The 14,078-nt window shown below is 41.7% G+C and carries 12 protein-coding genes and 3 tRNA genes; 11 read left to right on the top strand and 4 right to left on the bottom strand.

Annotated features, from left to right (window positions below):
• Positions 1 to 35 precede the first annotated feature (35 nt).
• From DWX96_RS06605 to DWX96_RS06635, 7 genes are all read left to right on the top strand, one after another.
• Positions 36 to 1,418: a carbohydrate ABC transporter permease gene (locus DWX96_RS06605; RefSeq protein WP_118057065.1), complete on the top strand. Its 1,383-nt coding sequence runs from the start codon at positions 36 to 38 to the stop codon at positions 1,416 to 1,418.
• Complete coding sequence (locus tag DWX96_RS06610) at positions 1,418 to 2,296, top strand: sugar ABC transporter permease (RefSeq protein ID WP_117697699.1); 879 nt, start codon at positions 1,418 to 1,420, stop codon at positions 2,294 to 2,296. Before DWX96_RS06605 ends, DWX96_RS06610 begins: the two co-directional genes overlap by 1 nt.
• 606 nt (positions 2,297 to 2,902) lie before the next feature.
• On the top strand, positions 2,903 to 4,615 hold the full coding sequence (locus tag DWX96_RS06615; RefSeq protein WP_118057066.1) for an alpha-amylase family glycosyl hydrolase: 1,713 nt from the start codon (positions 2,903 to 2,905) through the stop codon (positions 4,613 to 4,615).
• 140 nt (positions 4,616 to 4,755) lie between these two features.
• Positions 4,756 to 4,828 (top strand) — tRNA-Phe (locus DWX96_RS06620).
• 20 nt (positions 4,829 to 4,848) lie between these two features.
• A tRNA-Gly gene (locus DWX96_RS06625) sits at positions 4,849 to 4,919 on the top strand.
• A gap of 21 nt (positions 4,920 to 4,940) precedes the next feature.
• Positions 4,941 to 5,013 (top strand) — tRNA-Gly (locus DWX96_RS06630).
• A gap of 228 nt (positions 5,014 to 5,241) precedes the next feature.
• On the top strand, positions 5,242 to 6,474 hold the full coding sequence (locus tag DWX96_RS06635; RefSeq protein ID WP_022242942.1) for a DUF4317 domain-containing protein: 1,233 nt from the start codon (positions 5,242 to 5,244) through the stop codon (positions 6,472 to 6,474).
• 95 nt (positions 6,475 to 6,569) lie between these two features.
• On the opposite strand, the gene DWX96_RS06640 is transcribed toward DWX96_RS06635, so the two are convergent.
• The gene (locus DWX96_RS06640) at positions 6,570 to 7,103 is read right to left on the bottom strand and encodes a restriction endonuclease (RefSeq protein ID WP_118057067.1); all 534 of its coding nucleotides are present in this window, start codon (positions 7,101 to 7,103) and stop codon (positions 6,570 to 6,572) included.
• Between the two features lie 80 nt (positions 7,104 to 7,183).
• Between DWX96_RS06640 and DWX96_RS06645 the strand changes: the two genes are divergently transcribed.
• A complete protein-coding gene (locus DWX96_RS06645; RefSeq protein ID WP_334294260.1) occupies positions 7,184 to 8,971 on the top strand; it encodes an aminopeptidase P family protein in 1,788 nt (595 codons plus the stop codon).
• The gene (locus DWX96_RS06650; RefSeq protein ID WP_118082982.1) at positions 8,944 to 9,144 is read left to right on the top strand and encodes a hypothetical protein; all 201 of its coding nucleotides are present in this window, start codon (positions 8,944 to 8,946) and stop codon (positions 9,142 to 9,144) included. The genes DWX96_RS06645 and DWX96_RS06650 overlap by 28 nt, the downstream gene beginning before the upstream one ends.
• Before the next feature lie 41 nt (positions 9,145 to 9,185).
• Here DWX96_RS06650 and DWX96_RS06655 read toward each other — a convergent pair whose 3' ends face one another.
• Positions 9,186 to 11,186, bottom strand: coding sequence for an amylo-alpha-1,6-glucosidase (locus tag DWX96_RS06655; protein WP_242988748.1), 2,001 nt, complete (start codon positions 11,184 to 11,186; stop codon positions 9,186 to 9,188).
• A gap of 714 nt (positions 11,187 to 11,900) precedes the next feature.
• Between DWX96_RS06655 and DWX96_RS06660 the strand changes: the two genes are divergently transcribed.
• Positions 11,901 to 12,404, top strand: coding sequence for a hypothetical protein (locus DWX96_RS06660; protein WP_117841622.1), 504 nt, complete (start codon positions 11,901 to 11,903; stop codon positions 12,402 to 12,404).
• A gap of 13 nt (positions 12,405 to 12,417) precedes the next feature.
• Positions 12,418 to 12,600 (top strand): DUF6472 family protein, encoded by a 183-nt coding sequence (locus tag DWX96_RS06665; RefSeq protein WP_117697689.1) that lies wholly within the window; start codon positions 12,418 to 12,420, stop codon positions 12,598 to 12,600.
• A 3-nt stretch (positions 12,601 to 12,603) separates the two neighbouring features.
• Here DWX96_RS06665 and DWX96_RS06670 read toward each other — a convergent pair whose 3' ends face one another.
• Positions 12,604 to 12,888: a GNAT family acetyltransferase gene (locus DWX96_RS06670; RefSeq protein WP_117841623.1), complete on the bottom strand. Its 285-nt coding sequence runs from the start codon at positions 12,886 to 12,888 to the stop codon at positions 12,604 to 12,606.
• Between the two features lie 67 nt (positions 12,889 to 12,955).
• Entirely contained in the window at positions 12,956 to 14,005 is a 1,050-nt protein-coding gene (locus DWX96_RS06675; protein WP_118057068.1) for an AraC family transcriptional regulator, read from the bottom strand.
• Positions 14,006 to 14,078: the final 73 nt, after the last annotated feature.

Consider the following 14,078-nt stretch of genomic DNA (forward strand, 5'->3'; position numbering starts at 1 on the left):
ATGTCTTACTATAGAGAGTATAGGAGGCCCATAGCGTGAAGAAGGCTGCTACAAAAAAGAAAAAAGCAAAAGAGTTCCAGACACCATATACTGTTGCTGGTGCGTTAGTTAAGGGAAATGCAATTACTAAGCTCTCCATGTTGATCATGGGCTTGGGCAATATTGCGCATAAACAGATTGTAAAAGGTCTTATGTTTTTGGCAATCGAGGTTGCGTATCTTTATTACATGATTTCTTATGGATTCTATGCAGTTTCCATGCTGCCATCACTTGGATGGAGAGAGCGGGAAAAGGTATGGAATGATGCAAAGAGTATTTATGAATATCAGGCTGGTGATAATTCACAGCTTATCTTACTTTATGGAGTTGCAACATTATATATTACCTTCATGTTTATCATTGTATGGAGGGAAGCAGTAAAAAGTTCATATAAATCAGAACTGCTGGCAAAAGCAGGTAAGCATTTAAACACATTTAAAGAAGACTTCAAGAGTTTGTTTGATCAAAATTTACATAAATTACTGTTAGCACTCCCACTGATGGGAATTTTGATCTTTACTGTTCTGCCATTGATTTACAATATTTCAATGGCATTTACCAACTACAGTACGTCTGGAGAACACTTAGTGTTATTCGACTGGGTTGGATTTGCTACCTTTAAGAAAATATTGAATGTTGGAGACAGTATTGGAAAACAGTTCTATTCCGTATTAGGATGGACCCTGATCTGGGCTGTGTTTGCAACAGCATTAAACTATATTTTTGGTATGATTCTTGCAATCATTATCAACCGGAAAGAAACAAGAGCAAAGGGATTCTGGAGATTCTGCTTTGTATTATCTATTGCAGTACCACAGTTTGTATCCCTTCTGATTATGAGAAGTATGTTACAGCCAACCGGTATTGTTAACACACTGCTTATGAAATATGGTATTATTGACACAGCATTGCCGTTTTTTACCAAGGCAATGTGGGCAAGGGTTACCGTTATTGTAATCAACCTGTGGGTAGGTATTCCATATACGATTCTTCAGGTAACCGGTATCTTACAGAATATCCCGGCTGAGTTATACGAAGCAGCAAAGATTGATGGTGCTAATGCTGTCCAGACTTTCTTCAAAATTACTCTGCCATATATGTTATTCGTAATGACACCGTACTTAATTACACAGTTTACAGGAAACATCAACAACTTCAATGTTATTTTCCTTCTGTCCGGAGGAAATCCTACGCCAGTGGATGCAACCGCAGGAAAGACAGACCTTCTGGTTACCTGGTTGTATAAGCTGACTGTTGATAAGAAATATTATAACCTGGGTGCCGTTATTGGTATTATGACATTCGTGGTATTGGCTATTGTTGCCCTGGTTACTTATCGAAATACCACATCCTACAAAGATGAGGAGGGATTCATGTAATGAGTAAGCAGAAAACAGCCACATCTGGCGCAAAAGTACGTAAAACATTTGTAAATGTTTTAATTCATATATTTCTTGCAGTATTAGCATTTATCTGGGTACTTCCGGTATTCTGGGTAGTACTTACAAGCTTCCGTGCGGAGAAAGGTTCTTATGTTGAGACCTTCTTCCCGAAGAGTTATACTTTTGACAATTATATTAAAATATTTACAGATACAAGTATCCTGAACTTCCCTAAGATGTTCATGAATACACTGATTATTGCAATCTTTACCTGTATCATTTCAACCATCTTTGTACTTTCAGTTTCATACTGTATGTCAAGAATGCGTTTTAAAATGAGAAAACCGTTTATGAATATTGCAATGATTTTAGGACTGTTCCCATCCTTCATGTCCATGATTGCGGTATACTTTATCTTAAAGGCACTGGGATTATCCGAAGGCTCCATGATTCGTATTGCGCTGATTATTGTATTCTCCGCAGGTAGTGGTGTTGGATTCTATGTAGCAAAGGGATTCTTTGATACCATTCCAAAATCCTTGGACGAGGCAGCAATCATTGATGGAGCGAGCAGATGGCAGGTATTCACTAAGATTACCATTCCACTTAGTAAACCAATTATTGTATACACCATCCTGACTTCCTTCATGGGACCATGGATTGACTTCGTATTTGCAAAGGTTATCTGTGGTGCAAATGCAGACCAGTTTACCGTATCTATCGGTTTATGGAAGATGTTAGAGAAAGAGTATATCAACAGCTGGTATACATGTTTTGCAGCAGGTGCTGTAGTAGTATCAATTCCGATTGCTATCCTCTTTATGTTTACACAGAAATTCTATGTAGAAGGAATGAGTGGAGCAGTAAAAGGCTAAATTTCACAGCCGTTTAAAATGTTTAAAAGAGAGGCAGTTTTTTGCCTCTCTTTGTTATATCAGTTGATAATGAAGGGTGTGGAAGATTGCGAAGGATATTTGTTCTGTGTTTGAAATAACAGGTGTTTTCATTCAGACAGAATGCGTCTCAATTCTTGGCAGTACATTTTTCTGATTTTCAGATGTCTTGCCACTGCTTTGACTGGATGCAGTGGGTGTCCGGCTGATACGGATACCTCATGCAACCGGTAAGGGGCGCTAAGAATTTCAATCTACATTATATCTATTCCGGCAACCGGCGCAAAGTCACATCCGTGTTCCAGTTGCGCCTCGTTGGCATGTCCTGTGCCAACGTTGCCGGTTGCCAGATGAAATTCCAAGCGCCCCTAACCAGTCACAAAATGGTATCCGCATTCAGCCGGACAACCACTTGCATTCTGTCAAACATTGGAAAGACAGATGATAATAAGAAAAGAAAAATGTGCTGGTTAGAATTGGAGCATTCTGTCTGGAAAATAACGTTATTTCAAATGCAGAACAAAAGCATCGCATTTACATCACCCCTTCATTTCAACGAAATAAGAAAGAGAAGAAAAGGAGAATCATATGAAAAAAAGACTACAGGTGTTACTTCTTGCACTGTGCCTTACCCTTGGAACTATAGGTGCCGGCTGTGGCGGCAGACAGGATAACAATGCTGCGGGAACAGAGACTGCTACGGCGACAGAAACTGAAAAGACCGCAAGTGTGGAAGACTCTGCTATGGCAAAGGCAAATGCAGGAGAACTGAATATCATTGATGATAAATACCGCACCTATTATGAAGTGTTTTTATATAGCTTTTATGACAGTGATGGAGATGGAATCGGAGATATCCAGGGATTAATTGATAAACTGGATTATATCAATGATGGAGATGACAGTACAGATACAGACCTTGGCTGTAATGGAATCTGGCTGATGCCGATCATGCCATCACCGACCTATCATAAATATGACATTTCTGATTATGAAAATATTGATGAGCAGTATGGAACTATAGATGATTTCAAACAGTTAATCGAAGCATGCCACAAGCGCGGAATCCGTGTGATTATTGATTTCCCGATTAACCATACATCGTCCAAGCACCCATGGTTTACACAGGCGGTGGAATATCTGGAGGGATTAAGTGACGGACAGCAGCCGGATAGCAGCGTTTGTCCGTATGTAGATTATTATAACTTTACAACAGATCAGTTAAGCAGTGTGTATTATAAAGCTGGCAGCAGCAATTGGTATTATGAAGGAAAATTCTGGAGTGAAATGCCCGATTTGAACCTTGACTGTGAAGCGGTGAGAGCTGAATTTGATGAGATTACATCCTTCTGGATGGATCTTGGGATAGATGGTTTTCGTATGGATGCTGCTAAAGAATATTTTTCAGATAATACCACTGAAAATGTGGAAGTCTTAAAATGGTTTAATGATATGGTAAAAGCAAAAGATGAGAATTCCTATATTGTGGCAGAGGTCTGGACGGATCGTGAGACATATGCAAAATATCTGGAAAGTGGAATTGATAGTGTATTCAATTTTGATTTTGGAGATGGCGATGGGATTATTGCCAATGCAGTAAAAGGAAGCTCAGAGTCTGGAGCAAAAGGATATGCCAATGTCTGCGGCAAAATGGATGAGCTTTTAAGCCAGTATAATGAAAATTATATCGATGCACCATTTTATACGAATCATGATATGGCAAGAGGTGCCGGATATTATAGCGGTGAGTATAAAGCTGCACAGATTAAGACTGCCGGAGCCATGAATCTTATGATGAGTGGTAATGTATTTCTTTATTATGGGGAAGAAATTGGTATGAAGGGCTCTGGAAAAGATGAAAATAAGCGTGCACCAATGCAGTGGTCCTCAGATGCATCTGCAGAGGGTATGTGTAAAGGACCGGACGGAATGGAAAGCATTAAGATGACAAATGGAAGCTTGGAAGACCAGCAGGATGACCCGGATTCCATTTATAATTATTTCAAGCAGGCAATCCGTCTGAGAAACCGTTATCCGGAAATCGCCCGTGGTATCGCTGCAAATGTAGAGAATCTTTCTGATAAGAATATAGCAGCAATTACCAAGACATATGATGGTAAAACCACATTACTGGTATTTAACCTTTCCCAGGAAACTCAGAAGGTTGACATTTCAGGTGTAGATTTAGGCGGAGAAGGTACTATCGGTGGAATGCTTCTTACCGGAGAAGATACAATTACGCTGGATAATAATGAACTGACACTGCCATCTTATTCCATGGCACTTATTACCGTAGAATAAAGCCGAAATGCATAAAAACGGAACAGAGTTATCGTGCCACCGGAATAAAAATGAAAAAATGAAAAAAGCAGGAAAATTGTCTTGACAACCCCTGCTTTTTCCGATAAAATAATCAGTGCTGTGAGTGCTTTACAGCACAAGCCCAGTTAGCTCAGTTGGTAGAGCAGAGGACTGAAAATCCTCGTGTCTCTGGTTCGATTCCGGAACTGGGCATTGCCGAAAGGCAATGAACTGCGGGTGTAGTTCAATGGTAGAACACCAGCCTTCCAAGCTGGATACGTGGGTTCGATTCCCATCACCCGCTTTGCAGAATACAATTGCATATGCGATAGTGGCGTAGTTGGTAACGCGCGACCTTGCCAAGGTCGAGACCGCGGGTTCGAGCCCCGTCTATCGCTCTTTCAAAAAGCAAGAAATTTATCTTGCTTTTTTTGACTTTACAGGAAATTGCTTTCCTGTAAAGTCAAAAACGCTCCGCGAGGATGCGCACTGCGGCGTATAAGGTAGATGTCGCAAGCGACCGCCGCAGGCGCGGGAATGTGCCAAGGCACATTCGATGTTCTATAAAAGTCTGATTTGGGAACATAAGAAATAAAAGAAAGCTAGTAAAGGAGTAGATTCATAGTATGGATAAAAAAGGTGTGGCAGAGTTAAAGAGACGTTTTACAAAAGAAAATTGTACCTTTACAAGATTATGTGGCTGTTATGTAGATGCCGGTAAGAATAAGGTCGTTGATTTAAGTGAGACATTTTTAAATCTGGAAGATGAAGAATTTTATAAATATTTAGAGATTGCCAAGAAAACCTTATCAGGAACTATTGGAAATAATCTTTTGGAATTGAATTTTCCACTGGATGAAGAAGCAGCAGGAGGAAGACAACAGTTTCTTTTAGGTTTAAGGGAAAGTAAATTAAAAAATCCTGAGTTACTGGAACGTTTTTATGATATGGTCATTGAAAGCTATGACTATGCAGGCAACTATCTGATTTTGCTGTTCCATGATGCTTATGATGTCATGACCAAGACCACGGATAATAATGCGTTGGATGAATCAGAAGAAGTGTTTGAATACCTTCTATGTGCAATCTGTCCGGTACAGTTATCCAAACCGGGACTGGGTTACAGAGAAGATGAAAACCGTATCGGACCAAGAATCCGTGACTGGGTGGTAAGCGTACCGGACAGCGGTTTCTTATTCCCGGCATTTACCGACCGCAGTACAGATATTCATTCCCTGATGTTCTATACTAAGGATACCAAGGCACCGCATGCGGAATTTATGGAGTTGGGATTAGGCTGTGGCGCAAGACGCACCGCAACGGAGCAGAAGATGACCTTCCATTCTATCGTCAAACAGGCATATGGCGATGATGTGGAAAAGAGCGGTGAAGTGCTGATGGAGATTCAGCAGAACTTAAATGATCTGGTAGAAGAGAAAGCAGAACTGGAAGAAGACCCGGTAATTCTGACACCGGAGCTTTTGACCAATGTTATGGAAGAAAGCGGCGTTGCACCGGAAAAGGCAGAAAAGATTGGAAAGACCTGCGCAGAGGAATTTGCAGAAGAAGCACCACTGGCAGAAAATGTAGTAGACAGCAAAGCACTGGCTGCCAATGAGCAGATTCAGAAGGAAAAGGAGCTGGTAGCCCAGGTTGAAGTGCTGCAGCAGCAGTTAAAAGAGAAACAGATCGAGGAAGAAGCAGACGAAGTAGTTAAGACCTATGATGTTGTGCTTCGTGTAAAACCGGAAAAAGTTTCACAGATTAAGTCCGAGGTTATCAACGGACAAAAATGTCTGGTAATTCCAATGGCAGAAGACGAACATGCCAATGTAAACGGAGTAAATACAACTGTATAATAAATAAGAATACCATCTTTACCGGCTGGTAGATTGAGCCGGTAAGGATGGTATTTGTATATAAAATCATTATGATGAAATACTTCTTTTGAATGTCAGATTAGTGCAGATTCCGGAGATAGGATGCAAAAAATCAGCAATCCACACAGCAGAAGAAATAGGAGAAGCTGGAAGAATCTGCCCCAGCGGAAGCTGCGATGGTTTAACTGGGTGCCGTCAATGAGAATGACATCATTGGCTTCGGCGAGGGCAATGGCACCGGGATAGAAAACGCTGTTGGTAATGACGATTGCTTCATCGCAATCGTAATAGGATTTGCCGGCAACGGCTTCCTGTACGGCACTGTTACCCACCTTTCCCTGATATAATTTGCACTGGACTGCATAGGTAGTCCGGTGTTTTTTTGCAATTAAATCCACACCAAAATCTCTGGAAGCTTTGGTGACAGTAACCTTTGAATATCCGTTGCGTTTTAAATATCCGGCAGCATATTCTTCAAATTCGTAGCCATTCATTTTGTCAAAATTGACACCAAAAAAGAAATGCCGCAGTCCATGGAATACGGCGAACGGAAGATGTATAATAAATCTTATGAAAAAGAAAAGTATTTTTCCAATCAGGCGAAACATAAAAGAATTCCTTTCCGTTCATAATAACGGATGCTATACTGTAATTGACCCGCTTGCATTCATTATAGCATAACATAGAGGTGATAGATTTGAAAGAAGAATTGATGGAATTAAGACAGAAGATGAAAGAATACGGCATGGCGGCATATCTCATTGTTTCCGATGATTTCCATGCATCAGAATATGTAGGAGAATATTTTAAATGCCGTGAATATATTTCCGGATTTAACGGTTCGGCAGGAACGCTGGTAATTACTGAAGATATGGCAGGACTCTGGACAGACGGAAGATATTTTATCCAGGCAGAAGAACAGCTTGCCGGCACCGGCATTACATTATTCCGGAGTGGACAGCCGGGGGTAGTGGATATTGGCACTTTTCTGGCAGAAAAAATGGAAGATGGCACCGTATTGGGGTTTGATGGAAGAACCGTAAGTACCGGCATGGCAAAGAGTTTAAAAGAAAAATTGCGGGAGAAAAAGATTACATTTGCTCCAGACCGTGATGTCGTAGGCGAAATCTGGGCGGATCGTCCGGCATTATCCTGTGATCCAATCTGGGAGCTTGGCGTGGAATATGCAGGTGAGAGCCGGAAAGATAAGGTGGCGGGGGTACGAAAAGCAATGGTGGATTGCAAGGCGGATTACTTTTTAATTCCGTCTTTGGATGAAATCGCATGGCTTTTTAATATCCGTGGAAATGATATTGCATACAATCCGGTGGCATTATCTTATGTGCTGATTGCACCGGATGAAATCCGCTGGTATGTAAATGAAATGAGTGTGCCGGCTGACTTAAAGGAAAGCCTTTCAACTGAAAAAATCGTTATTTACGGATATGAACAGATTTATACGGACGTAAAGAAAATTCCGGCAGACAAAAGCATTCTTATAGACGAGAGTATGACAAATTATGCACTGTATGATGCCATTCCAAAAGAGGCACATAAGGTAAAGAAGAACAGCCCGATTGAGCTTATGAAGGCAGTGAAAAATGCCACCGAAATGGAGCATGAGCGGCTGGCACATAAGAAGGATGGCATTGCTTTAACAAAACTTATCTACTGGTTAAAGCATGTGGAAGATAAGCGGCAGATAACGGAGCTTGCGGTATGTGATAAATTAGAAGAATTCCGGAGGCAGGGAGAAGGTTATCTGGGACAGAGTTTTGCACCAATTGCTGCATATGGTGCCCATGGAGCTATTGTGCATTATGAGCCGGATGAGAAGAGCAATATTCCACTGGATAACAAAAGCTTTCTGCTGCTGGATACTGGCGGACAGTATCTGGATGGCACAACGGATGTGACAAGAACCATTGCCCTTGGAGCATTAAGCTCAGAGGAGAAGAAGCATTATACTGCCGTATTACGAGGAAATCTGAATCTTTCGGATGCAAAATTTAAATATGGCTGTACGGGAGTCAATCTTGACTATCTGGCAAGGGAACCGTTGTGGCACATGGGGCTTGATTATAACCACGGAACAGGCCATGGCGTTGGCTATTTGTTAAATGTACATGAAGGACCGAATGCATTCCGTTACCGGGAACGGTATGGCACCGGAATTGTCATGGAAGAAGGTATGATTACTTCGGATGAACCGGGACTGTATCTGGAAGGAAAATACGGCATCCGCCTTGAGAACCTGCTGCTTTGTAAGAAAGCGGAGAAAACGGAATATGGACAGTTCATGGAATTTGAAACATTGACTGTTGCGCCATTTGATCTGGAGGCTATTGACTGGGAAGAATTAGACAGCCGGGAAAAGGCACTGCTTCGGAAGTATCAGCAGTATGTCTATGATACCATTGCAGACTTCCTTTCCGAAGAAGAAAAAACATGGCTGAAGGAGCAGATTCCGGCGTAGAGATATGGGTATTTATTGCACAGGGAGAACAAAGAATGTGCCTTGGCACATTCTCGCGCCTGCGGCGGTCGCTTGCGAAATCTACCTTATACGCCGCAGTGCGCATCCTCGTGGAGCGTTTTTTCCTTTACAGGAAAGCAATTTCCTGTAAAGTGAAAAAAGAGGCTTCATAAATCAAGCCCCTCTGTGTTTCCCGTAGTTTATTTCCCATAGTTTATTTATATGGAAGAATATCCTCGGTATAAGCCCGGAGAATTTCTCCGACACTCCATGCCTGGGCATAGCAGCCGCGGGAGGTGTGCGGTTCATCTCCGTCAAAGATTTCTGCAATAGAACCAATACAGCCGTGATAGAACTGCTCTCTGGTGGCATCTAACATGGCATCGGCCTGTTTGATGACTTCTTTGGAAGTTCCATAGACATGCACATAAGCAGTCAGAAAACCGCCTAAGAGGAAACCCCAGGAAGTACCCTGATGGTAAGCATGGTCACGTTTATCAAGACAGCCTTCATAGGTCGGATGGTATTCCTTATCATCAGGGCTTAAGGAACGAAGACCGGTTTTAGCATATAGTTTCTCGTAAACCTTATCTACAATCTCCTTTTCTTTGTCTGCATCTAACATGCGGTGTGGCAGGGAAACGGCATAAATCTGATTTGGACGAAGGGTGGCATCACCTTCCAGTCCGTCTACCACATCATAGAGACATCCATCTTTTTCATTCCAGAATTCTTTTGTGAAAGATTCCTTTGCATGCGCAGCAAGAGCTGCATAGTGGGAGCCGTCTTCTCCAAAACGCGTTGCCCATTCCTCCATCAGGCAGAGTGCATGATACCAGAGCGCATTGATTTCTACCGGCTTGCCGTGCCGTGGTGTAGCAACCCAGTCGCCCACACGGACATCCATCCAGGTTACCTGGTCGAGACCGCTTCCGGCATGGATAAGTCCATCTTCTTCCATATAGATGGAGAAATCTGTTCCGTGCTCATAAGCTGCAATAATTTCTTTTAATTTCGGATAAATGGTTTCCTGCACAAAAGCATAATCTTCCGGAGTGCCGGTATAATCGAGATATTTTCCAACTGCATAGAAATACCACATGGAAGCATCCGCAGTGTTATACAATGGGGCGCTTCCTTCATCCGGGAACATATTTGGTACCATGCCATGGTGGACATAGCGGGCAAATGTGGTCAGGATGTCTCTGGCATCCTGATAGCGCCCGGTAGACAGAGTTAAGCCGGTGAGGGCAATCATGGTATCCCGGCCCCAGTCGGTAAACCAAGGAAGTCCGGCAAGAACAGTCATCAGTCCGGTAGACTGCCGGTATGCAAGAAAATGGTCAGCGGCAATGGTCAGAGTCTCTGCCAGTTCATCATGGTAGCCAGCTTTTTTCTCTAACGCATTAAAACGTGCCATTTCTGCGGCAGCAGTGGCAAAAGCATCCTTTTCATAAGCATCTTCAATGGTGCAGACGATAGATATTTTCTTGCGGCATCCGGCGTCCAGCGGAAATTCAATCTGGTATGGCGTGTAGTTATCATCTAAAGCATCGGATTCTACATCCAGTTCTTTTTGTAACTGCATTCCGGTGGTATATTTTTCTTCACATGGAACAACGGTTCCGTCATCGGTAAAAAGACGGATGGTGACATCTTTATTCTGCTGCGGAACCAGTCTGATTTCCGGCTGCTCATAAGTAGTATCGAATTTTAAAGTGTCTACGGTAGAAGCATCATGGTGTACCCGGTAATTAAAGAGCGGAGTCAGCACCAGTGTAGCAGCCTCTCCATCATTCTGGATATCATAGGAAACTGCAATAGTATTCTTGCCGTGTTCAAAGGCGAGAGTCTTTGTCATGGTAAATTCCGGAGCTTTGGTGGTAAAATGTACCAGCCCGTCATAAGTAAAGGAATTAAGGTATTCAATACCTTCACGGTAAGCAGTGCTGCCATCACCGGCAAGATACTGTTCTACGGTAAAATCTATTTTCTCGGAAGAACGAATCAGACACTCGTTGATTTTGGAGAGAATGACGAAACGTTCTACCGGCGGGTGCAGGCTGGCAATCAGATAGCCATGGTGCTTTCTTGCATGAGCACCGGTTACAGAACTGCCGGCATAGCCGCCGATTCCATTGGTCAGAACCCATTCCTTCTGTACACCCACCGACATTGGGGTGAGGGCATCTTTATTTAAATGATATGCTTTCATAGAGATCTCCTTTATCGTGTAATCTGTCCGGGTGGCGGGGGAGAAAAAAACAGGAAAACAATTGTAAATGTCATTTCAGGCTTCGGCTATTTTTGATACAGAATGCTGCAGAACTAAGCTGCTTTGTTTTCTTTTGTTATTCAGCCGGTCTTTCCAATGTTTCACAGTATAGCGGCACGGTTCGCTGCAATGCGGATGCATGAGAAAGGCTGATAGGGACACTTGGAATTTCATCTAGCAACCGGCAATGCTGGCACAGGACGTGCCAGCAAGGTGCAATCTGAACATGGATGTGAATTTGCACCGGTTGCCAGATGAACGATTAGCCTTTTTGAAATTCTTGGTGCCCCTTGCAGGCTTTCTGTCGCATCCGCATGCAACGGACAGTACCGCTATCCGGTGAAAGCAACGGAAAGACAGCCTGCAATCAGAAAACAAAGGCAGCTAAGAACTGCTGCGCATTCTGTCTCCATAAAAAGGAGCAGAAGCTTGAAATAACATTGAAATATGTTTTCGTCTTATAGTTCTTTCCTCCACCCGGACTGTTTGCCTCTATTGTAACGAAATAAATCGAAAAAATCTACTGAAAAACACGGAAAAAACATAATTATTAAATAAATATAATCTACTGGATTAATCGCAGAAAAAGAGATATAATGAAAAAGAATCTGCATGAGAAGCAGCTGCAAAAAGAAAAATTGAGAGGTTTGAAGTATGAGTATTTTTGAAAACACAGTTTTAGTAGATAAGAAGGTGTCTGTTGTAAATGTAATCTTAAGGTATCTTTGTATCGCATTGGCGATTTTCTGTGTACTGGTTTCCATTATTGTGTATCCAGGAATTTTACTGGTTCCTGCAATTATCTTTGCAGTTTTCTGGTATCTTCTTAAAATTGCATCACAGATTGAATGGGAATATACCTATATTGAAGGAAGACTTAGCTTTGCACGCATCAAGGCAAAGAGAAAGAGAAAAAATGTTGCAAAGATTGAGATGGAAGAGGTTGTGCTGATTGCACCGTCAACTGCACATGAATTGTATAATTATCATAATAACAATCAGGTGAGCGTAAAGGATTGTTCTTCCAAGCAGTCGGGAGCGAAGACCTATGAAGTGATTTATAAGAACGGTAGCGGACTTGGAGATATTATCTTTGAGCCGGATGAAAATATGCTGGATATGATCTGCAACCGGAATGCAAAGAAAGTCATCAGATAGGAGAGGTGATTTTATGGCAGAGCAGGGAAATTGTGATACCTGTGTAAATTTTGTTTATGATGAAGATTACGAATATTATGTCTGTGATATGGATCTGGATGAAGATGATATGGTAAGATTTCTTACCGGCAACACCAATTCCTGCCCGTATTATCAGTTATATGATGAGTACAAGATTGTGCGTCATCAGATGTAAATTTTAAATAGGAACGGTTTTAAAGAGGTCTGCATTTTCTTCATAGACCTGATTGAGCCAGTCGCAAGCCTGACCAATGCCTTCGTCGGAATATTCGAAGGTGTTGGTCTTTTTTTTCTCATCCGGCGTGGCGGTAAAGCAATAAGGACCCGGCCACCAGGTGGCAAGCAGTGTGGTGGAGTCGTCTTCTACATGCTTCTCAATGCGGTAGCGCATGCCCAGATGGCTTCCGGTATACTGTGTTTTGTTATAAAAAGGAATGGAAAATAAATCTTTACGTTGTATCATAATTGCACCTGCTTTCGATTCTTTATTAAAAATAGCATGAAAAAAGTTGTCTGGCAAGGAAAAGGGATTAGATGATAATCCCTTTTTTTCTATATTCGGTTGGTGTGATTTTCAGATTTTTCTTAAATAATCTTATAAAATGTTCCGTTGTATCATAACCCACCTGGGAAGCAATATCTGCAACCGTAAGATTAGTATCAGAAAGAAGTACCTGGGCTTTTTCAATCCGGACCTGCTGTAACAGCTGGGTAAAGGTTTTCCCGGTAGTGCTTTTAAAAAGTCTTGAAACATGTTCAGGTGTATAGTGAAATTTTTCGGCAACCTGCTCTAATGTAACCGTTGCATAATTTTCCTGAATGAATTGAAGCAGGGCAAAACGCTGCACATCAGATTTACGGTTGAAAGTAGGAAGCTCGGAACTTTTTTCATAATTCCGGATTAAAAGACCAAAAGTTATCATCAGTGTGTAGGAAATCATCTGATCCCAGTAAAGGGAGCGGTTCAGAGATTCCCAGTACATCCAGAGAAAGCCAGAACGTATTTCATTATCATTGCCGGTGTGAAATACAATATAATCGTTGCCGTTTTCGGAATAGATATTATTTAAAAAGAAAGCGGACAGGATGTTTGGTGAATTTAAAAAATTGAAAAAGATATTATGTAAAGTGCTTTTTCGAATCAAAATATTTAAGATAACGCTGTTGTCATCGAAGACACTGACGGAATGTTTGATGCCGGGTGGAATAATACAAAGGTCTCCGGTGCGCAGTGTGAGCTGACTGTCACTGATTTTCTGGGAACAGCTTCCGTCATAGACATATAAGAGTTCAAAGAAAGTGTGGTCGTGAGTAAGTGCCGGAGAGTAACGGTTATGTCTGGTTACAGTAATAGAAACGTGGTTTCCTGCATCAAAAAAGAAATTATCTTCAAAGCGTGGAGGAATGGTTTCTTTGATTTCCGGAACCAGCAGATGCCGGCGCAGTACATCATCTATATTGATAGTACTTAAGAATTCCTGCAGGGAATACTCCTGCTGTTTGGCATAATAATATTTTTTGTAAAACTGCTCATCTTCATTCAATTTATATATTACTGTTCTTAACGCTTCATGATCCATAATGGAATCCTCCAATTCAAATATCAAAAATAGTCAATAACAACATAAAGAAAATGATATATCTATCAAAAAA

This window comes from Roseburia sp. AF22-2LB (assembly GCF_003461125.1).
Taxonomy (GTDB): Bacteria; Bacillota; Clostridia; order Lachnospirales; family Lachnospiraceae; genus Roseburia_C; species Roseburia_C amylophila.

Excerpts from the sequence above, each read along its gene's own strand:
- DWX96_RS06610 (WP_117697699.1), top strand. The coding sequence starts at position 1,418 with ATGAGTAAGCAGAAAACAGCCACATCTGGCGCAAAAGTACGTAAAACA.
- DWX96_RS06615 (WP_118057066.1), top strand. The coding sequence starts at position 2,903 with ATGAAAAAAAGACTACAGGTGTTACTTCTTGCACTGTGCCTTACCCTT.
- DWX96_RS06635 (WP_022242942.1), top strand. The coding sequence starts at position 5,242 with ATGGATAAAAAAGGTGTGGCAGAGTTAAAGAGACGTTTTACAAAAGAA.
- DWX96_RS06640 (WP_118057067.1), bottom strand. The coding sequence starts at position 7,103 with ATGTTTCGCCTGATTGGAAAAATACTTTTCTTTTTCATAAGATTTATT.
- DWX96_RS06650 (WP_118082982.1), top strand. The coding sequence starts at position 8,944 with ATGGCTGAAGGAGCAGATTCCGGCGTAGAGATATGGGTATTTATTGCA.
- DWX96_RS06655 (WP_242988748.1), bottom strand. The coding sequence starts at position 11,186 with ATGAAAGCATATCATTTAAATAAAGATGCCCTCACCCCAATGTCGGTG.
- DWX96_RS06660 (WP_117841622.1), top strand. The coding sequence starts at position 11,901 with ATGAGTATTTTTGAAAACACAGTTTTAGTAGATAAGAAGGTGTCTGTT.
- DWX96_RS06665 (WP_117697689.1), top strand. The coding sequence starts at position 12,418 with ATGGCAGAGCAGGGAAATTGTGATACCTGTGTAAATTTTGTTTATGAT.
- DWX96_RS06670 (WP_117841623.1), bottom strand. The coding sequence starts at position 12,888 with ATGATACAACGTAAAGATTTATTTTCCATTCCTTTTTATAACAAAACA.
- DWX96_RS06675 (WP_118057068.1), bottom strand. The coding sequence starts at position 14,005 with ATGGATCATGAAGCGTTAAGAACAGTAATATATAAATTGAATGAAGAT.